This is a genomic window from Achromobacter sp. ACM01, from assembly GCF_014851745.1.
Lineage (GTDB): Bacteria > Pseudomonadota > Gammaproteobacteria > Burkholderiales > Burkholderiaceae_B > Achromobacter > Achromobacter aegrifaciens.
Genome location: NZ_JACVAF010000002.1, coordinates 640,578 through 659,153, shown reverse-complemented (window position 1 = coordinate 659,153; position 18,576 = coordinate 640,578). Strand labels below are relative to the sequence as shown.

The 18,576-nt window shown below is 69.4% G+C and carries 16 protein-coding genes and 1 pseudogene; 10 read left to right on the top strand and 7 right to left on the bottom strand.

The features are described 5' to 3' along the window. The gene (locus IB268_RS11490; RefSeq protein WP_192354263.1) at positions 1–1,545 is read right to left on the bottom strand and encodes an acetolactate synthase large subunit; all 1,545 of its coding nucleotides are present in this window, start codon (positions 1,543–1,545) and stop codon (positions 1–3) included. Between the two features lie 219 nt (positions 1,546–1,764). On the opposite strand from IB268_RS11490, the gene IB268_RS11485 reads away from it, so the two are divergent. Together IB268_RS11485 and IB268_RS11480 are read left to right on the top strand one after the other, a co-directional pair. Then, positions 1,765–2,529: an IclR family transcriptional regulator gene (locus tag IB268_RS11485; RefSeq protein WP_225591356.1), complete on the top strand. Its 765-nt coding sequence runs from the start codon at positions 1,765–1,767 to the stop codon at positions 2,527–2,529. Positions 2,530–2,558: 29 nt separating this feature from the next. Continuing rightward, complete coding sequence (locus IB268_RS11480; RefSeq protein WP_192354262.1) at positions 2,559–3,389, top strand: prolipoprotein diacylglyceryl transferase family protein; 831 nt, start codon at positions 2,559–2,561, stop codon at positions 3,387–3,389. 12 nt (positions 3,390–3,401) lie between these two features. Here the strand turns inward: IB268_RS11480 and IB268_RS11475 are convergent, their stop codons facing one another. The 4 genes and pseudogenes from IB268_RS11475 to IB268_RS11460 all read right to left on the bottom strand — a co-directional run. Continuing rightward, on the bottom strand, positions 3,402–3,725 hold the full coding sequence (locus IB268_RS11475; RefSeq protein ID WP_054454590.1) for a hypothetical protein: 324 nt from the start codon (positions 3,723–3,725) through the stop codon (positions 3,402–3,404). Further along, positions 3,722–4,870, bottom strand: a complete 1,149-nt coding sequence (locus IB268_RS11470; RefSeq protein ID WP_192354261.1) for a thiolase family protein — start codon at positions 4,868–4,870, stop codon at positions 3,722–3,724. The genes IB268_RS11475 and IB268_RS11470 overlap by 4 nt, the downstream gene beginning before the upstream one ends. Further along, on the bottom strand, positions 4,867–6,180 hold the full coding sequence (locus tag IB268_RS11465) for an MFS transporter (protein ID WP_054454595.1): 1,314 nt from the start codon (positions 6,178–6,180) through the stop codon (positions 4,867–4,869). The genes IB268_RS11470 and IB268_RS11465 overlap by 4 nt, the downstream gene beginning before the upstream one ends. Positions 6,181–6,216: 36 nt before the next feature. Beyond that, positions 6,217–7,797 (bottom strand): annotated as a pseudogene (locus IB268_RS11460) (ATP-dependent acyl-CoA ligase); the annotation flags it as partial. 122 nt (positions 7,798–7,919) lie between these two features. Between IB268_RS11460 and IB268_RS11455 the strand changes: the two are divergent. Next, positions 7,920–8,819: a LysR family transcriptional regulator gene (locus IB268_RS11455; protein ID WP_233564613.1), complete on the top strand. Its 900-nt coding sequence runs from the start codon at positions 7,920–7,922 to the stop codon at positions 8,817–8,819. Between the two features lie 19 nt (positions 8,820–8,838). On the opposite strand, the gene argC is transcribed toward IB268_RS11455, so the two are convergent. Continuing rightward, the gene (gene argC / locus IB268_RS11450) at positions 8,839–9,771 is read right to left on the bottom strand and encodes an N-acetyl-gamma-glutamyl-phosphate reductase (protein WP_192354259.1); all 933 of its coding nucleotides are present in this window, start codon (positions 9,769–9,771) and stop codon (positions 8,839–8,841) included. 132 nt (positions 9,772–9,903) lie between these two features. Here argC and IB268_RS11445 point away from each other — a divergent pair, with 132 nt between their 5' ends. Beyond that, positions 9,904–10,797 carry a LysR family transcriptional regulator gene (locus IB268_RS11445; RefSeq protein ID WP_119451524.1) on the top strand — a complete coding sequence of 298 codons (894 nt, stop codon included), beginning with the start codon at positions 9,904–9,906 and terminating at the stop codon, positions 10,795–10,797. Here IB268_RS11445 and IB268_RS11440 read toward each other — a convergent pair. After that, positions 10,783–12,570: a chloride channel protein gene (locus IB268_RS11440; RefSeq protein ID WP_175160733.1), complete on the bottom strand. Its 1,788-nt coding sequence runs from the start codon at positions 12,568–12,570 to the stop codon at positions 10,783–10,785. The two genes, IB268_RS11445 and IB268_RS11440, sit on opposite strands and share 15 nt — an antisense overlap. Positions 12,571–12,650: 80 nt before the next feature. On the opposite strand from IB268_RS11440, the gene IB268_RS11435 reads away from it, so the two are divergent. The 6 genes from IB268_RS11435 to IB268_RS11410 all read left to right on the top strand — a co-directional run bounded on the left by IB268_RS11435 (position 12,651) and on the right by IB268_RS11410 (position 18,551). Further along, complete coding sequence (locus IB268_RS11435; RefSeq protein WP_054454602.1) at positions 12,651–13,103, top strand: MarR family winged helix-turn-helix transcriptional regulator; 453 nt, start codon at positions 12,651–12,653, stop codon at positions 13,101–13,103. Positions 13,104–13,195: 92 nt separating this feature from the next. Beyond that, the gene (locus tag IB268_RS11430) at positions 13,196–14,356 is read left to right on the top strand and encodes an HPP family protein (protein ID WP_370539803.1); all 1,161 of its coding nucleotides are present in this window, start codon (positions 13,196–13,198) and stop codon (positions 14,354–14,356) included. 63 nt (positions 14,357–14,419) lie between these two features. Then, positions 14,420–15,859, top strand: a complete 1,440-nt coding sequence (locus tag IB268_RS11425; RefSeq protein ID WP_192352070.1) for an ATP-binding protein — start codon at positions 14,420–14,422, stop codon at positions 15,857–15,859. 17 nt (positions 15,860–15,876) lie between these two features. Next, positions 15,877–16,485, top strand: a complete 609-nt coding sequence (locus tag IB268_RS11420) for a response regulator transcription factor (protein WP_370540012.1) — start codon at positions 15,877–15,879, stop codon at positions 16,483–16,485. Positions 16,486–16,626: 141 nt separating this feature from the next. Then, entirely contained in the window at positions 16,627–17,112 is a 486-nt protein-coding gene (locus tag IB268_RS11415; protein ID WP_192354258.1) for a heme-binding protein, read from the top strand. 65 nt (positions 17,113–17,177) lie between these two features. After that, complete coding sequence (locus IB268_RS11410) at positions 17,178–18,551, top strand: 3-deoxy-D-arabino-heptulosonate 7-phosphate synthase (RefSeq protein WP_192354257.1); 1,374 nt, start codon at positions 17,178–17,180, stop codon at positions 18,549–18,551. Positions 18,552–18,576 lie beyond the last annotated feature (25 nt).

Sequence of the window (18,576 nt, the reverse complement as noted above, 5' to 3'; positions counted from 1 at the left end):
CTACAGCGCCATCTCGATCAGGACCGGGCCCGGCTGGCGCAGCGCCGATTCCAGCTGCGTGGCCAATTCTTCCGAGGTCGCGGCGCGGCTGGCCTGCACCCCGTAGCTGGAGGCCAGCCCCACCCAGTCGATGCGCGGGCGGTCCAGCGCGGTCAGTTCGGCCGCGCGTTCGCCCAGCACGGCGTTGCCGCGGCGCAGCTCGTTGCGCAGGATGGCGTACTGGTGGTTGGCGGCGATCAGCACCGTGACCGGCAGGTTTTCATGCGCCAGCGACCACAATGCCTGGATCGTGTATTGGGTGCTGCCGTCGGACAGCACGGCCACCACGCGGCGCTGCGGGCAGGCGATGGCGGCGCCCATCGCGACTGGCAAGCCCTGGCCGATGGCGCCGCCGGTATTGGTCAGCACGGTGTGCGGCGCGGCGCCGGCGGACGCGGCATACAGCGGATAGCCGCAGGTGCCGCCTTCGACCGAAACGATGGCGTCTTCGGGCAAGGCCCGCGCCACCACTGCGGCAATGGATTGCGGCGTCAAGGCGCCTGGTGCAGGCTCGGGCAGCGGCGCGGCGGCGGATTCGAAGGCCGGCGCGCCCGCCAATTCGGCCAGCGCTTCCAGGCGCGAGGCCGCGTCCTGGCCGGGAGCGGCCAGTTCCAGCAGGCGTTCCGCCGGCACCAACCGGCTGGGGTGACCGGCATAGCCGAAGTAGGTCACGGGCGGCAGCGCCCCCACCAGCACCACCAGGTCGGCAGCGTCCAGGGCAGCGCGAGCGGGTTCCGGGAAATACGGCAGGCGGTCGAAGTCCGGCAAGTCCCGGCCGCGTTCCGATCTGGCGGGAAAGGTCTCGGCGTAAGCCTTGCCGCCCAGGGCGGCGCACAGGCGCGCGGCCGCAATCTGCGCGCGGCGTCCCAGGCCGCTGGCGGGACCGCCCCCGCCCAGCAGGAACAGCGGCTTTTGCGCGCGGCTCAGGCGCTGCCATGCGGCGGCGGCGTCGAAGGTCTCGGGCTGCGCAGCGGCCTCGGCGGCAGCATCCGCGGAATCGGGCGTCACGCTTTCCGCCTGGAAGTCGGCGGGAAAGATCAGCGTCGCACCCTGACCGCCATCGGCCAGGCTGGCCTGCACGGCGGCGCTGGCGGCGCCAGCGGCGTCCTGGGCGGACGCGATGCGCTCCACCCAGCCGGAGACTGGGCGCGCCAGCGACTCGATGTCCGAAGTCAGGGGCGCGTCGCATTCCAGGTGCCAGCTGGCGTGGTCGCCGATGATGTTGACGATGGGGGTGCGGGCGCGCCGCGCATTGTGCAGATTGGCGATGCCGTTGGCGAAGCCCGGCCCCAGATGCAGCAGGGTCGCGGCCGGCTTTCCAGCCAGCCGGCCATAACCGTCGGCCGCGCCGGTGCAGACGTTCTCCTGCAGGCCGACCACGCAGCGCATGCCGCGCACCTCCTCCATCGCACGCACCAGGTCCAGCTCGGTCGTGCCGGGATTGGCGAAACAGACTTCCACGCCCTGCTTGCGCAGAGCCTCCAGCAAGGCACTAGCTCCGGTCATGATTACCGCCTCCTTTTTTCGCTACTTTATCGTAATTTGATAAATGTGCAATTTCTTTTGGCGGATTGATGCTGGATAATTTATTAGAATTATCTATTTGATAGTTCTGCGCGGATCTCCTATACGCGCGTGCACGCTGCGCGCGCGGCAGGACGATTTGCCAATACGCGCCCCTTGGTGCACCCTCGCAGCACGTCAGCCTTACAACACCTCACGCACATGAACAGTCTTCGCCGCATGCTCGATGTCCTGGACCTCTTTCAGCCCGACCGGCCGGTCCTGGACGTCGATGCCATCTGCCAGCTGCGCGGCTACGCGCCCGCCACCGCCTACCGCTACGTGCGCGAACTGTGCGCCTGCGGCCTGCTGGTGCGCCTGCCAGCCGGCTACGCGCTGGGTCCGCGCATCATCGCGCTGGATCTGCAGATGCGGGAGTACGACCCCATGCTGACGGTCAGCCGCGACCTGATCGAGGAACTATCCAGCCAGACCGGCCTGGACGTGCTGCTCAGCGCGCGCTACGACGACAAGGTCATCAACGTGCACCAGCAGGCCGGGCGCAATACCCAGGCCCTGAACTTCGGCCGCGGCCGGCACATGCCGCTTTTGCGCAGCGCGACCGCCCGCGTGATCCTGGCCAATCTGGGGCCGCGCCAGTTGCGCCGCGTCTACGACGAACACGCCGATGTCCCCGACATGCAGCGGCTGGGCCAGGACTGGAAGTCCTTTTCCCGGGCCATGCTGCAAGTGCGCAAGGCCGGCTATTGCATCTCGTCGGGGGAACTGGATTCCGGCAAGACCGGCATCGCCGCGCCGATCTTCGATGAAGAGAACCATGTGCTGGGCAGCATCACGCTCATCGGCATGCAGGACGCCTTCGCGGCCTTCCGCGAGGACTACCTCGCCGGCCTGACCTGCCGCGCCGCCACCGAAATCACCCGCCGCATCGCGCAGGCGCCGGCCAAGCTGCAGCAGGCAGCCTGATCCCCGCCGCGCCAGTTCCAGATTCACGCATGACGCCCGCCATCCGTATCGGTCCCCTCGTCTTTCCCTCGGACCTGCTGGTTCTCATCGTTGCCGCCGCTATCGGACTGCTGGCCGCCAGGCTGCTGACCCGCGGGCAGGAGTCCCGGCCCGACACCAGTACGGTGTTGTGGCGCGCGCTCATCATCGGCCTGGTCGTCGCCCGGCTCGGCTTTGTCTGGCAGTTCCAGGCCCACTTCATCGAGAATCCGCTCCGGATCCTGGACCTGCGCGATGGCGGCTGGGCCGGTATGGCCGGGCTTGCCGCGGCATGGCTCTACACGCTGTACGCGGCCTTGCGCCGCCAGGCGCCGCGGCCTGCGCTGCTGGGCGCGCTGGCGCTGGCCAGCGCGGTCTGGATAGGCGGCGGGCGGTGGCTGGCGCCCGCGCCGCAGGCCCTGCCCGAGCTGTCCGCGCTCGCCTTGCGCCAGCTGGACGGCACGCCCGCGGCGCTCGCGGCCTACCAGGGCAAACCTACCGTCATCAATCTATGGGCAAGCTGGTGCCCGCCTTGCCGCCGCGAAATGCCCGCATTCACCGCGGCGCAAGCGGCGCATCCCGATGTGAATTTCGTCTTCCTGAACCAGGCCGAAGCGCCGCCGGACGTGACGGCGTTCCTGGCGCAGCACGCGCCGTCGCTGCGCAACGTGCTGCTCGATCCCGCAGGCGCGGCCTCGCGCCAGATGAGCAATCGCGGCCTGCCCGCCACGCTGTTCCTGGACGCCCAGGGACGGCTGGTGGACCTGCGCGTGGGCGAGTTGTCCGCGGCTTCGCTGGCCCAGCGCCTGGAGGCGATCCAGGCGCCGGCCAGCGGCGATTGACGCGTTGGCGCTTCAGATCTGCGGTTCGGCCGCGACGCGGGCCCAAGGCAAAGGCTGCCCGTCCGTATCGCGTTCGAATAGCCACAGACGCTGGCCCGCATGGGCGGGCGGTTCTTCCAGCCGCACGACCAGGACCGGTCCCGCGGGCAGCGCCCGGACCGTGGCGATGACTGCGGCAGGCGCACCATTCCGCGAGGGCAATTCGGTCCAGGCCTGCAACTCGGCCTGTTCCACCGCCGCCGCGCGCGCCTGTCCATGGCCGCAAGCCGGGCACCACAGCCGCATGGGATAGACCAGATGGCCGCAGCTGCAACATTGGCTGACGTCGACGCTCATGCTTCCTCCCGCGCCAGCACGGCCGCATTGGCGCACATCCCATAACGCAGCTGCACCATGCCGTAGCCGGTAGCCACGCCGTGACGCGCGCCGCGCACCTGCCGTTCCCCTGCCTGCCTCAGCAATTGGCGCGCCACTTCGACCAGGCCATGCATGCCGCCGGCGGTGCCCGCCTGCCCGGCGGACAGTTGGCCGCCTGCGGTGTTGACCGGCAAGTCCCGGGTGGCCAGGCGGCGCGCGATGAAGCCTGGCAGGTCATCGATGCTGGCGAAGCCCAGATCGCACAGCTGCGCCAGCGCCATGGCGGGATAGTCGTCGTACACGCTGAGCACATCCATGTCTTCCGGTCCCAGGCCAGCGCGCTGCCAGAGCGCTGGCGCGAACACCGCGATGCCGGTCTGCAATCCGTCGCCTTCCTGCTGATCGTCGTTGTAGCGCGCATCGCTGGCCAGCAGCCGCACGCTGATTCCCGCCGGACGCGCGCTCAGCACCAGCGCGCAAGCGCCGCTGACCACCGGCACGCAATCCAGGCGTCCCAGCGGCGGCGCGACCATGGGCGCGGCCAGGTATTGCGCCAGGCTCAATGGATCGCGATACGCGGCGTTGGGGTTGCCTGCTGCCCATAGCCGCTGCGCGACGCATAGCGCGCCATAGTCCTCGCGGGCAAGACCGGCGCGCGCCATCTGCCTTTGCGTGAGCATGGCGAACAGGGGATTCGGCCCCTCGCAGCCCAGGGGACTGAGATAGTCCTGCGCGCTGCGGTTGTAGCCGCGTACCAGCCCTGCGAAATCGGCGCCCGTGAAATGGTCTCCCGCGACCAGCACGATCGTCTCGGCCTGCCCGGCCTGCAACGCGAGCCAGGCCTGGCGCAACAGGTTGATGGCGCTGGCGCCGCCCATTTCGTCCTGCATGCACCAGTTCAGCCGCAGTCCCAGGCACCACGCCAGATCGATCGCGCGGTCGGGGCGCAGCGTGAATGAAGCCACGCCCAGGCCGTCCACATCGCCGGGCTTCAACCCTGCGCCGCGCAGCGCCTGCGCGATCGCCTCGGCCATCAGGCCGGCCGTGCTGGTTCCCGGGCCGGGATGGCGCAGCGAAGGCGTTTCGCCCACGCCGACGATGCCCGGGCCGCGCGCCGCGCTCACGCCGACTCCTGCCGTGGAGGTTCGCGCGTCAGCAGCAAGGTGATCACGGTGACCGCGGCCATGCCCACCAGGAACCACGCCACCGGGGTCGCCGATTCATACTTGCGCAGCAGCGCCATGGCGATCAGCGGCGACAGGCCGCCGGCGAATACAGAAGCCAGTTCATGCCCCAGCGCCAATCCGGTGTAGCGGACCTCTGCGGGAAACAGTTCGGCGAAATACGCCGGCTGGGTGCCGATCATCGCGGCATGGCAGACCGTGTTGCCCAGGAAGAAGGCCAGGAATATCCACACCGGCTCCTTGGTCTGCACCAGCCAGAAGAACGGGAATGCCACCAGCACCAGGCCGGCCGAACCAATCAGGTACACCGTCCGCCGGCCGATGCGATCGGACAGGTGGCCGAACCAGACCAGCGTGCCGAGCTCGATGAACATCGACACCAGCACGCCGCCCAGCATGACGTCGTTGGGTATGCCAAGGAATTTGCCGTAGGCCAGCGCAAACGCCAGGAAGATGTACGACCCGCCGTTCTCGGCCACGCGCAATCCCATCGCGGTAAAGACCTGGCGCGGATAGCGGCGGAACACTTCGACTGCCGGCATGCCGCGCTTGGCGGTCTTGGCGGCCTGCACGAACTCATCGCTTTCCGGGATGTGCTTGCGGATGTAGAGGCCCACGCCGAAGATCAGCACGCTCAAGAGGAACGGCAGGCGCCAGCCCCAGCTCATGAAGGCTTCCTGCGGCAGCTGCTGCGCCAGCATGAAGACGCCCGACGACAGCACGAAGCCCCCCGCCACTCCCAATTGGCTGAAGGACGAGAAGTAGCCGCGGCGCTTGCCCCCGACCGCCTCGCTGATCAGCAGCACGCCCCCGCCCCACTCGCCGCCCGCGGCCGCGCCTTGCAGGATGCGCAACACCACCATGGCAACCGGCGCCCAGAAGCCGACCTGATCATAGGTAGGCAACAGCCCGATCAGGAAGGTGGCGGCGCCCATCAAGCCCAGGGTCCATTCCAGCGCCAGCTTGCGGCCGTAGCGGTCGCCGATATGGCCGAAGATCACGCCGCCCAGCGGCCGCGCCAGGAAGCCGACCGCAAAGCCGGCAAACGCCCCCATGGTGCCCAGCAGCGGGTCGGTGCCCTTGGGAAAGAACAGTTCGCCGAACACCAGCGCCGCCGCCGTGCCGTAGATGAAGAAGTCATACCATTCCATCGCGTTGCCCGCGACGGACGCCATCACCACGCGCCGCGTGCGTTTTCTGCGCGCATCGTCGCCGGCGGCCGCGGCCGCCCCCTTGTATGCCATCGTCATTGCCGCCCCTAGTCTGTTTGAATGGATTGATGACGCTCAGCGCGCCACGCGATAGCCGGCGGCGTCGCGGTCCCAGGCGTCGCCGGTAATGCCCTCATCCCGCAAGCGGAACTTGCGGATCTTGCCGTTCTCGGTGCGCGGCAAATCGTCCAGTACGCGCAGATAGCGCGGTACGGCGAAATACGGCATACGGGGCTGGCAGAAGTCCAACAGCGTCTCGGGCGCGATGGCCTGCCCGGTCTTGTAGACCAGCGCCGCCATGACCTCGTCTTCCGCCAGATCGGAACGCACCGCATAGACCGCCACGGCGGCAACCGCCGGATGCGCCAGCAGCACCTGCTCCACCTCGTACGAGGAAATGTTCTCGCCGCGTCGGCGGATGGCGTCCTTCGTGCGGTCCAGGAAGCGGAAATAGCCGTCCGCATCGCGCACCACCCGGTCGCCCGTGTGGAACCAGAGATTGCGCCAGGCTTCCACCGTCTTGTCGTCCATGCCGAAATAACCGGTGGCGATGGCGTATGGGATGTGCGAGCGCAACAGCAATTCGCCCGGCGTGCCGTCTGGCACCGCCGCGTCGTGCTCGTCAGCCGCCATCGCATCGAATTCGGGCGCGACGCGCCCCATCGCGCCCGGCCGCTGCTCGTCCAGCGTGCCGCCCAGCGCGAAGTTGGTTTCGGTCGAGCCGTAGCCTTCCAGCAGCGCGATGCCCGTGCGTTCGGCGAACGCCGCATGGAAGCGTTCGGGCACCCCGGGCGCCAGCGCAATCCGCGCGCGCTGACGCCGTTCGGCTGCGGCAGGCGGCTGCGCCAGCAGCATGGGCACCATGGCGCCCAGCAGATAGGTCACCGTGGCGCCCGTGGCCTCCAGCCGGTCGAAATAGCGGCTGGCCGAGAAGCGCTCGTCGCAGATGATGGTCGCGCCCGTGACCAGCGCCTGGAAGCAGGCGTTCAGGGCATTGGTATGGAACAGCGGCAGGCTCGTGTAGAGCACGTCGCTCTCGGCGATTTCCAGGTTGCGCGCGGCGATCCTGCCCCACCAATAGAACTGCGCGTGCGGACAGCACACGCCTTTGGACAGGCCTGACGTGCCCGAGGTGTACAGGATGGCCAGCGTATCTCCCGGCCCGAGGTCGGCTGCCGGCGGCAGCGGCGTGTCCGGTGCGGGAGGAGGCGGACACGCTTGCACCGGCAGCGCGTCGGCGTAGCCGTCCAGCAGCCAGATGCGGTTCAAGGCCAGGGGCTGCATGTCCAGTGCAGCCAGCGCCGGACAGGACGCGGCGTCGGCCACCAGCAAGCGGCAACCGCTGTTGGCCAGGATGTGCTGCAACTGCATGCCGCGCGACGCCGTGTTGATGGGCACCACCACCGCCCCCAGCCAGCCGCAGCCCAGCACGATGGACAGGAATTCATGCCGGTTGCCGGCCATCAGCCCGACCCGGTCGCCCCGGGCGACGCCGGCCGAAGCCAGGCGCGCGGCCCAGTCCGCTGCATGCCCGGGAGCATCGCCGTAGCGCAGTGCGCCGCCTGGCGCCTGCACCCATGTGCGCTCGCCCCATCGGGCGCCCTGCTCCAGCAACAACGACGGCAGTGTCAACGCATGCATGGCGGTGCTTCCCCTGTGTTGCGGCCATCGGCAAGCGTTGCCCCAGCCTTATGAAATTAGTCTAGGAATCAACTATTTATATGTCAAATTTATGGATATTATTTATCTTATAAATCAAGCTGATATGAGAGGCATGCGTGGACTTCGATCTGAACCTCATGCGGGTTTTCCTGACCGTGCTGCAGGAACGCAGCGTCACGCGCGCGGCGCAGCGCCTGAACCTGACGCAGCCCGCCGTGAGCTACGCGCTGGCGCGCTTGCGCGAAAAATTCGACGACCCCCTGTTCGCGCGCACGGCGTCCGGCATGCAGCCCACGCCGGTCGCGTTTGCCCTGGCCGACCCCATAGAGCGCGGCATGAACAGCTTTGCGGAAGCGGTCAACCTGCGGCAGCGCTTCGAGCCCGCAAGCAGCACCCGGCGCTTTCGCCTGTCCATGTCCGATATCGGTGAAATGGTGTTCCTGCCGTCATTGATGGAACGCGTGCACGCCCTGGCGCCGCGTCTGCAGGTGGAAGTATTGGAGATCCCGCTGGAACGGCTGCCGCAGGCGCTGAAAGACGGCGAGGTCGATCTCGCCATCGGCAACCTGGCCGGGCTGGGCAGCGAGACCTGCCACGCGGAACTGTTCAGCGAACGCTACACCTGCATGGGCAGGCGCGGCCATCCGGTGTTGTCGGCGGGCCTCACCCGTAGCCAATACAAGCGCCTGGACCACATCCTGGTGGCCTCGCGCGCCAGCGCCCACCGCTTGCTGGACGACGTGCTGAGCGAGGCCGGCCTGCCGCGCAGGCCATATCTGACCTTGCCGCATTTCTCGGCGGCCGCCGAGATCGTGCGGCGCACCGATCTCACCATGACCCTGCCGCTGCGAGCCGCGATCTGGTTCAACCACGACGACGCGTTCCAGATACGCCCGCTGCCCATCGCGCTGCCGCCGCTGTCCGTGACGGTGCATTGGCACGCGCGCTTCGAAAGCGATCCGGGCACCGTCTGGCTGCGCCGCCTGGTGGTGGAGACGCTGGCGGACCCGGCCTGAGCCCGCGCAGGCGCGGCGCTTATCGCATCGCGGCCAGCATCAGGTCCAGGTTCTGCACCGCCGCGCCCGACGCGCCCTTGCCCAGGTTGTCGAACACCGCCGTCAGCAGCACCTGGCCGTGCTGCGCATTGCCGTACACGGCCAGGCGCAGGTCGTTGGTGCCATTGAGCGCCTGCGGATCCAGGTGCGTATGGGCGGCCGCGTCCTGCGGCGCCACGACCTGCACATGGCGCGCGCCCTCGTAATGCTGCTGCAGGCAGGCGTGCAGGCGTTCCATGTCGACGCCCGCCGGCAGCAGGCGCAGCTGCAGCGGCACGGTCAGGACGATGCCCTGGCGATACGCGCCGTAGGCCGGCACGAACACCGGCCGCTGCGTCAGGCCCGCATGCCGCTCGATCTCGGGCGTGTGCTTGTGCGCCAGGCCCAGGCCGTAGAGCTGGAGCGCCGGTCCCGGCGCGCCGTCCGCGGCTTCGTAGGCGTCCACCGCCGCGCGCCCGCCGCCCGAATAGCCTGACACCGCGTGCACCACCACCGGATAGTCGGCCGGCACCAGCCCAGCCCGCACCAGCGGACCCAACAACGCGACCGCGCCCGTGGGATAACAACCCGGGTTGCTGACCCGCAGCGCCTGGGCGATCAGTCCGGCCTGCTCCGCGTTCATTTCCGGAAAGCCATAGACCCAGCCGGGCGTCGTGCGGTGGGCGGAACTGGCGTCTATCACCCGTACCGCGGGATTGACGATGGACGCGGCGGCCTGACGCGCCGGTTCGTCCGGCAGGCAGAGAATGGCGATGTCGCAGCCGTTGATCGCCTGCGCGCGGCGTTGCGGGTCCTTGCGTTCCGCCTCGGGCAGCGTCAGCAGCCGCAGGTCCGTGCGCCCATGCAGGCGTTCATGGATCTGCAAGCCGGTGGTGCCCTGGTCGCCGTCGATGAAAACTAGAGGTTGGGTCATGGCGCTTGCGTCCTGGATCAAAGGCGCGCCGGAAGGGGTTCCGGGCGCAGGACTCCATCATCGGCTGGACTGGCAGATAACAAAAGTCGAATATCATGACTATCCAATTCAGCTTGCCTGAACGACACCGCTATGCGTGAAATCAGCCTGGACCGCCTGCGCACCCTGGTTGCCATTGCCGACCTGGGCTCGTTCGCCGACGCGGCGCGCGCGCTGCATCTGGCCCCGCCCACCGTCAGCCTGCATGTGGCCGACCTGGAGGAACGCATTGGCGCGCCGCTGCTCACGCGCAAGCGCGGCCAGGTCCGCCCCACCGCCATCGGCGAAACCCTGCTGGAACGCGCGCGCCGCCTGCTGGCCGATGCCGACCAGGCGCTGGACGACGTGCAGCGGCAGGTGCAGGGCTTGTCCGGGCGCGTGCGGCTGGGCGCTTCCACCGGCGCCATAGCCCACTTGCTGCCGCAGGCCCTGGAAACGCTGGGGCGCAACCATCCCGGCATTGACGTGCAAGTGGCTGTGCTGACTTCGCAGGAAACGCTCCTGCGCCTGGCCGACGGTTCGCTGGACGTGGGCCTGGTGGCCCTGCCCCAGCCGCCGCTGGAAGGCCTGGTGTTGCGCCCCTGGCGGCGCGACCCGGTCATGGCCTTCCTGCCCGCCAGCTGGAAAGCGCCCGCGCGCCTGACGCCGGCCTGGCTGGCCGAACGGCCGCTGATCCTGAACGACGCCAGCACGCGGCTGTCGCGCCTGACGGGCGAATGGTTCGCCGCCGCCGGCCTGAACCCGCGCGCCCGCATCCAGCTGAATTACAACGACGCCATCAAGAGCCTGGTGGCCGCGGGCTACGGCGCCACGCTGCTGCCGCACGAGGCCACCGCGCCGCAGCCGGATCCGCGCATCGAGATGCGCGCGCTGCGGCCGGCCCTTTGGCGCCCGCTGGGCATCGCGCACCGCGCCGGGCAGGTGGAGCAAGCCACCCGGCACGTACTGGACGTATTGTGGGAGCTGCGCGCCTCACCCGCCCGCTGACGGCGTGCGGCGGAAGTACGCGGTGCGCTGGCTTTCCTCGCGCAGCCGCCGCGCGCGCGAGCGGAACAGGTCCTTGCGCCCCACGATGCCCACCAGCCGGCCGTTGGCCCGGTCCAGGATGGGTATGCGGCCGGCGCCGGTCAGCGCCATGCGGTCGGCGATCTGGCTGGCCAGTTCCTCGGGATGGCCGTACACCAGGTCGCGGCCTTGCAGGGCCTCGGCCAACGTACGCCCGGTCTGCTCGTCGTCGATGGCCCAGGCCAGCGTATCGGCGCGCGTGACTTCGCCTACCACCACGCCTTCGGCATCCAGCACCGGATAGCTGGTATGCACCGGCTGCGCCGTCGTGAAATGCGCGATGGCCTGCGCCACCGTCCAGTCGGCCGGCAGCGTCTGGACCGGCGTGGTCATCACCTGGCTGACCCGGAGCAGGTCGAAGGGATCCACGCGGTATTCGCGGCTGATATGGTGGCCTCGCCGCGCGATCTTCTCGGTCAGGATGGAACGCTTGAGCAGCAGCACTGTCATCCCATACGCGAACACGCAGGCGGCCAATACTGGCAGCAGCGCGCCCATGTCGCCGGTCAGTTCCACCGCGAACAGGGTCGCGGTCAGCGGCGCGCGCATGGTGCCGCCCATCATTGCGGCCATGCCCAGCAGCGCCCAGAAGCCCGGATCGGCCTGCGGCAGCAACGGCGTGGCCAATGCCCCCAACGCGCCGCCGAATATCAGCAGCGGCGCCAGCACCCCGCCCGAGGTCCCCGAACCCAGCGCGACGGACCAGATGATGACCTTGACCGCCAGAAGCAGCAGCACGGCCTGGAACGCCAGATCACCCGCCAACAGATGGCGGATGTTGTCGTAGCCCACGCCCAGCGCCGCTGGCTCGATCAAGCCACCCAGGCCGATCACCAGGCCGCCGAAGGCCGGCCACCACATCCAGTGCAGCGGCAGTTTTTCGAACAGGTCCTCGGCCGCATAGACCATGGAGGTCAGCACGCCCGATCCCAGCCCGGCCAGCACGCCCACGGCGGCGCAGGCCAGCAGATGCGCGGGCGTGAACGCCAGTGAACCCGAATACGCGAATATCGGTCCGCCATCCAGCACGAAGGCGCGCGTGGCCGCCGCCACCAGCGCCGCCATCGCCACCGGCAGGAAGCTGCGCGGCTTCCATTCGAACAGCAGCAGCTCAACCGCCAGCAGCACCGCCGCCAAGGGCGTGGCAAAGATGGCCGTCATGCCCGCGGCCGCGCCGGCCACCAGCAGGGTCTTGCGCTCGCCGTCGTCCAGGTGGATAGTCTGCGCCAGCAGCGAGCCGATGGCGCCGCCCGTCATGATGATCGGGCCTTCGGCCCCGAACGGACCGCCCGTGCCGATGGAGATGGCGGAAGACACGGGCTTCAACACCGCCACCTTGGGCTGGATGCGACTCTTGCCGATCAGGATGGCTTCCATCGCCTCCGGAATCCCGTGGCCGCGGATCTTTTCCGAACCGTAGCGCGCCATGAAGCCGATGATGAGGCAGCCCACCACCGGAATGGCGACTGAAGCCAGGCCCAGGTGGCCTGTCGTGATGGGCTGGTCCTTGAACGAGAACTGCTGGTGGTACGCCAGATTGGTGCACAGCGCGATCAGCCGCAGCAGGGCCCAGGCCGCGGCTACGCTGGCCAGGCCGACCGGGATGGCCAGGCCCATGAGCAGGACCACGCGTTTGTCCGTGGTGAAGTCGCCCAGGCGCAGCGCGGCCCGGGCGGAGGAAGAAGTGGGAGGCATGTTCGAAGACGGGAAGAATTGCGCAGGGATTTGCGAAATGTCATATATATCGTATCACGACATATATTAGAATCGCCCAGGTGAAACCGCCCTCGCCCCCACCCCAGCTGACCGCCACGGACTACGAGCTCCTGGCCGACTTCCGCTATGCGCTGCGCCGCTTTGCCGCCTTCAGCGAAAACGCCGCCGCCGGACTGGACCTGATGCCGCAGCAGCACCAGGCCCTGCTCGCCATCAAGGGCACGCGCAAGAACGTCCCTGGCCGCCGCGGCCTGTACGTGGGCGAAATCGCCGAACGCCTCCTGATCCGGCCCCACACCGCCGCCGAACTGGTGGGCCGGCTGGCGCGCCTGGATCTGGTCAGCCGCGAGGCGGACCCCGAGGACGGCCGCCGCGTAGAGGTCGTGCTGACCGCGAAGGCCGAGCGCATGCTCGAAGACCTCTCGGCCTCGCACCTGGAAGAGCTACGCGCCATGCGCCCGCTGCTGACGCGCCTGCTGACCCGCATCGGCGACGACTCCGGCAACGCCTGATCCACGCCCTGCTGCATAAGCTTATGCAGCGCAGCTTTGCCTCGCGTGATAAATTGTCGCCCCGCGACATATCGATGCGCGAGGAGATCGTTTTGGGTGTAGCAATCAAGCGCTGGCTGGGCTCGTTCGCGCCAGCGCCGGTGGGCGTCAACGGACGCGAGAAGCTCTACGGCGTGCTGGGCGCGCTGCTTGGCCTGTTCTGCACGGAATGGGTGGGCCGCCACGCGCTGGGCGACGCCAGCCCCTGGTTCATCGCCCCCATGGGCGCGTCCGCCGTGCTGCTGTTCGCCGCCCCAGCCAGTCCGCTCGCCCAACCCTGGTCCATCATGGCCGGCAATCTGGTATCGGCCCTGATCGGCGTCTTCTGCGCCCAGTTCATCCCTGTGCCCGGCGTGGCTGCCGCCGTGGCGGTGGCGCTGGCCATCGGCGCCATGTTCTCTTTGCGCTGCCTGCATCCGCCCAGCGGCGCAGTGGCGCTGACCGCCGTGCTGGGCGGCCCCGCGGTCGCCAGCCTGGGCTACGGCTTTGCGCTCTGGCCCGTGGCGCTGAACTCCGCCATCCTGCTGTGCATCGCCGTGGTCTTCAATGGCGCGCTCAAGCGCAATTATCCGCGCCGCCACGCCGACCCGGCCGCTGGCCACAACACCCGCGACCTCGCGCCCAGCGCTCGCCTGGGCTTCAGCCTGGCCGACCTGGACGATGCGCTCACGCAGCGCGGCGAGCTGCTGGACATCAGCAAGGAAGACCTGGAAGAAATCGTCCTGGCCGCGGAAATGCGCGCCAGCGTGCGCCGCTTCGGCGACGTGCATTGCGCCGACATCATGTCGCGCGACGTAGTCACGGTACAGGCCCAGGACCCGCTGGACTACACCGTGCGCCTGTTCGACAAGCATCGCCTGCAGGCATTGCCGGTGCTGGATTCGGCCGGCCGCTACGCCGGCATGGTCAGCCAGGGCGACGTGCTGGCGCGCCGGACCCGGCTGGCTGCCGTCGCCGTCGATGCGGATGCCGCGCCCGACCTGCTGGTGGCCGATTGCATGCGCAGCGAAGTGCCCTTCGCCACCCCGGGCCTGCCCGTCATCGAACTGGCCCGCCCCATGTCGGACAGCCTGCATTGCGTGCCGGTGCTGGACGAAGCGCGCAACCTGGTCGGACTGGTGACGCAATCTGACCTGGTGGCGGCGCTGTACCAGATCGCGCTCGCGGCCAGCTCGCAGTCGCCGGACCCGGACGCCCAGCGACTGGCGGCCTGAACGCCAACCCTCCGTAGCCCTACGGATTCCTGCCCGCGTTGGCCGCAAGGCATAATTTCAGGCGTGAATCCCCTATCGCGCGCTCGCGCCTTCTTCTGCTGGCTGGTCCTGTTCACCTTCGGCGCCCTCTGGATCGGGCGGCAGGACTATGTGGACCAGTACGAACGCTTCACCCAGAGCACCAGCGTGGCGCAGCGCATGCTGAGCCAAAAAACGGTGCAGCATGAAGCCGTGCTGGCGACGCTGGCCGCCCTTTCCCATCCCCCCGCTCCGGAACGCCTCTACCCCAGCCTGCGGCCGGCCATGCCCCAACTGCTGGGGCTGGGCTACCTGCCCGGCGGCGCCTGGAGCGGCAGCGTGGCGGAACCTCCGGGCCTTGCCGCCGCCGTCGACCGCGCGCGCGGCCTGGGCCGGCCGGTGACGCTGCCAGTGGACAGCGCCCGCTACTGGCTGGTGGCGCCCTCGGGCTGGAGCCTGCTGCTGGACGCCAGCCAGCTGATACCCGCGGCCGACTTTCCTCCCGGCCTTGCCAACCTCACCCTGACGGTGGACCAGACCCCGCTGCGGCTGCTGGACAAGCAGCCCGACGCCGGCAGCCTCGGCTGGCCGCTGGCCCTGCAAAAGCCGCTGGGCGCGGCCAGCCAACCCTTCCAGATGCGCAGCACGCGCACGCTGACGCCCGGCGCCTGGCCCTGGGCCACCTGGCTCGCCTGGGGCCTGGCCAGCGCGCTGCTGGTGGCCGGCGCCGCGGCGTGGCAGCGCTCGCGCGCCCAGGCCCGCCGCCACCAGGAACAACTGCGCCTGGGCGCCATGGCGCGCCTGAGCACGCTGGGCGAAATGGCCGCCGGCATCGCCCATGAACTGAACCAGCCGCTGACCGCCATCCTGGCCCAGACCCGCGCCGCCGAGCGGCTGCTGGACGACGAAGAGGAACGCCCCGCCGTGCGCCACGCGCTATTGGCCAGCGCCGAACAGGCCAAGCGCGCGGCCGAAATCATCAGCCGCATGCGCGCCCTGGTGCAGCCCAGCTCGCCCGCCCGGCGCGAGGCGCTGGACCCCGACGCCTTGGTGGCGTCGCTGCGCTTTCTGCGCGAAACGGAACTGGCCCGGCTAGGCATACGGCTGAGCTGGCACAACGCCAGCCCAGGCGTGCGGCCGCTCGGCGACCGCGTGGCCCTGGAGCAGATCCTGCACAATCTGGTGCAGAACGCCGCCGATGCGCTGGCCGACGTTCCCGGACCGCGCCAGATCTTGCTGGAAGGCCGCGCCGATGGCGACGCCTACCTGTTCAGCGTCAGCGACACCGGCCCCGGCATCGCCGCCGACGCGCTGCCGCGCCTGTTCGCTCCCTTCTACACCACGCGGCCGCAAGGCATGGGCCTGGGCCTGGCGCTGTGCGACACGCTGGCCGGCTCCATGGACGGCCGTATCGCCGCGCGCAATCTCAGCCCGGCAGGCGCCTGCTTCACGGTCAGCCTGCCGCGCGCCGCCGCCGCCGCATGATGACGCAGGAATCTCCCATGTTCGAACAATCCCCGCTGGTCTATCTGGTCGATGACGACGACGCCGTGCGCGACGGCCTGGCGCTGCTGCTGCGCAGCGTCGGCCTGCGCAGCGAGGGCCATGGCGACCCGCAGGCCTTCCTGGCCCAGTTGCACCCGCAGGCCATCGGCTGCGTGGTCCTGGACATCCGCATGCCCGGAATCAGCGGCCTGGACGTGCTGAGCCGGCTGGCCGAGCAATCGGACCTGCCCGTGGTCATGCTGACCGGCCACGCCAACGTGGACCTGTGCCGCCGCGCGTTCAAGGGTGGCGCCATGGAATTCCTGCAAAAGCCCGTGGACGACGACGTCTTCCTGGACGCCGTGCAGGCCGCCGTGCGCACCCACATCGCCAGCCGCGAAAAACTCGCCGTGACGCAGGCCGCGCAGGAACGGCTGGACAAGCTTTCCGGCCGCGAACGCGATGTGCTGGAACGCGTCGTGCAAGGCCTGAGCAACAAGGAGATCGCGCGCGAATTCGACCTGTCGCCGCGCACGGTGGAGACCTACCGCGCCAACGTCTTCGCCAAGCTGGAAGCGGACAACCTGGCCGGACTGATCCGCGAATACGCCGGGCTGCTGGCCTGAAGGCTGTCGACGCTGCGGGCAGCCTTGCGCAGCCTCCCTCCGTAGCTCTACGGAGGCCCCAGCGTAGCCGACCGAATACCGCCGATCGGCCGTCATCTTTAATCTGTCTGCTCCTGTCACCGACCCACTAAGGACACAGACATGTCGCCCAAATTCATCGCTTTCGCCGCCCTGTTCGCCTGCGCCGGCGCCGCCAACGCCGCCGTGCTCAACGAGAGCAACCTGTCCATGGCCGACGCGCAGAAGCTGGCGACGGCCACCGTCGCCGCCTGCCAGGCCAAGGGCTACAACGTGAGCGCCTCGGTCGTGGACCGCGCCGGCCTGCTCAAGGCCTTCGCCCGCGCCGATAATGCCGGCCCGCACACCATCGAGGCCAGCCGCGCCAAGGCGTTTACCGCCGTCTCGGCCAAGACGCCGACGCTGACGATGCTGGAAAACGTCCAGAAGAACCCCGCTGCGGCCACCCTGACCGACATTCCGGGCTTCCTGGTGCTGGGCGGCGGCGTACCCGTCAAGGCCGGCTCGGCCGTGATCGGCGCCATCGGCGTGGCGGGCGCCCCCGGCGGCAACCTGGACGCGCAATGCGCGGACACCGCCCTGCAAGAGAACGCCGAACTGTTCAAGTAAGCCGCTGCTGGCCACGACGCGGCGCGTTTGCCGCGCCGGCGGCATCGCGGTAGGCTTGGGGCGCCATGCCCCAGCCGCCCTCCCTCTCCCTGCTCGACGCCATCCTGCGCCGCACCGCCCGGCGCTATCGCGTGCCGGCCATTTCCCGCATCCCCGCCGAAGACGCCGCGCCCGCGACCGCGCTGGCCGTCGCCATCGAACAGGCCCGGCTGTCGCTCGATGACGGCTGCTCGCCGCCCTCATCGGTCAAGCGGGCCTTTCTTGACGCCCTGGCGCGCCTGATACGCGACGCCATGCGCGAATCCGACGGCGATCCCGCATTCCAGGCCCTGCTGCTGCGGCACCGCCTGCCGCTCGTGCGCGAGTACGCCTCCCTGGCCGCGCGCGCAGCGCAGGACCGCCGCGAGATCATCGCCGCCGCCAACGCCATCGCCCATCCTGCCAAGCTTGAACGCATGGCGGCAGGCCCCGCGCGCGACGCCATGGCCGCCTTGCAAGCCGCGGCGGCATCCGAGTCCTGGGCGGCGCTGCCCGACGCCGCGCGCCGGCTTCTCAATTTGTCCGCCGACCCCCAGCCTGCTTCCGCCGCTCTCGATCGCCTGCTCGCCAGCCCCGCGCTGGAACATCTGCAACGCCTGGACATGCTGATCGCCGACAGCGACGTGCGCCGCTACCGCGCCTTGTGGGAACAGCAAGGCCCACGCCCGGGCAGCGCCACCGCGCTGGCCGAAGGCAACGCCTCGCGGTTGCGCGGCGACGCCGTCGAGGCGCAGGCGCTGCACGCGCTCCAGGCCCTGGCGTCCCGTCTCAACGATGCCGATGGCAGCCAGGCCTACCAGGCCGTGTCCTCCATGCGCGTTCCGCCTTCGATGCCCGCCAGCGCTGACCGCGCCAAGACGGAATGGGATGCCGCGCTGCTGCGCCGGGCTGCGAGCGATGGCGCGCCGCAGGCCTGGGACCTGTGCCTGCTGCTCGAAGCCAAGGCCTCGGCCGACGCAGCCGCCACCGACTTCCCGCGCCTGTTGCGCGGGTTGCGCCTCCTGGCGCAAGCCGATCCTGGCACCGACTACGCCTTCAGCACACGCCAGGGCCAGTTCCCCCTGCAGGGCGCCGCGCTGCGCGCCTTGCCCGCCGAAGGCCTGCAGCTCGACTCCACCGTGCTCTATTTCTGCGACGGTCCAGCCGAGGCGATCCCGCGCCTGCTTAGCGCCGCCAGCCGCATGCAACTGCTGTCCGCGCCGCCCAGCCTTGAATACGCCGGCCTTCTGGCGCAGGGGCTGGACGCGGACCCGGAAACCTTGGAACCGGTATGGCAACAGCTGCTGCAATCGGCGCAATGGACCGGCGTGCTGCAGCAGTACCCGACGCTATGCCAGGCACGCGAACTGATGGTGCATCCCGATGACCTGATGGCTGCGATCGAAGGCGCCGCACGGTGAGGCCGGCGCCCGCGAGCCGGTCCAG

Coding starts and splice junctions, on each gene's coding strand:
- IB268_RS11440 (WP_175160733.1), bottom strand. CDS start 12,570: ATGCCTCCCACTTCTTCCTCCGCCCGGGCCGCGCTGCGCCTGGGCGAC.
- IB268_RS11465 (WP_054454595.1), bottom strand. CDS start 6,180: ATGACGATGGCATACAAGGGGGCGGCCGCGGCCGCCGGCGACGATGCG.
- IB268_RS11410 (WP_192354257.1), top strand. CDS start 17,178: ATGCCCCAGCCGCCCTCCCTCTCCCTGCTCGACGCCATCCTGCGCCGC.
- IB268_RS11415 (WP_192354258.1), top strand. CDS start 16,627: ATGTCGCCCAAATTCATCGCTTTCGCCGCCCTGTTCGCCTGCGCCGGC.
- IB268_RS11445 (WP_119451524.1), top strand. CDS start 9,904: ATGCGTGAAATCAGCCTGGACCGCCTGCGCACCCTGGTTGCCATTGCC.
- IB268_RS11475 (WP_054454590.1), bottom strand. CDS start 3,725: ATGAGCGTCGACGTCAGCCAATGTTGCAGCTGCGGCCATCTGGTCTAT.
- IB268_RS11485 (WP_225591356.1), top strand. CDS start 1,765: ATGAACAGTCTTCGCCGCATGCTCGATGTCCTGGACCTCTTTCAGCCC.
- argC (WP_192354259.1), bottom strand. CDS start 9,771: ATGACCCAACCTCTAGTTTTCATCGACGGCGACCAGGGCACCACCGGC.
- IB268_RS11420 (WP_370540012.1), top strand. CDS start 15,877: ATGTTCGAACAATCCCCGCTGGTCTATCTGGTCGATGACGACGACGCC.
- IB268_RS11490 (WP_192354263.1), bottom strand. CDS start 1,545: ATGACCGGAGCTAGTGCCTTGCTGGAGGCTCTGCGCAAGCAGGGCGTG.
- IB268_RS11480 (WP_192354262.1), top strand. CDS start 2,559: ATGACGCCCGCCATCCGTATCGGTCCCCTCGTCTTTCCCTCGGACCTG.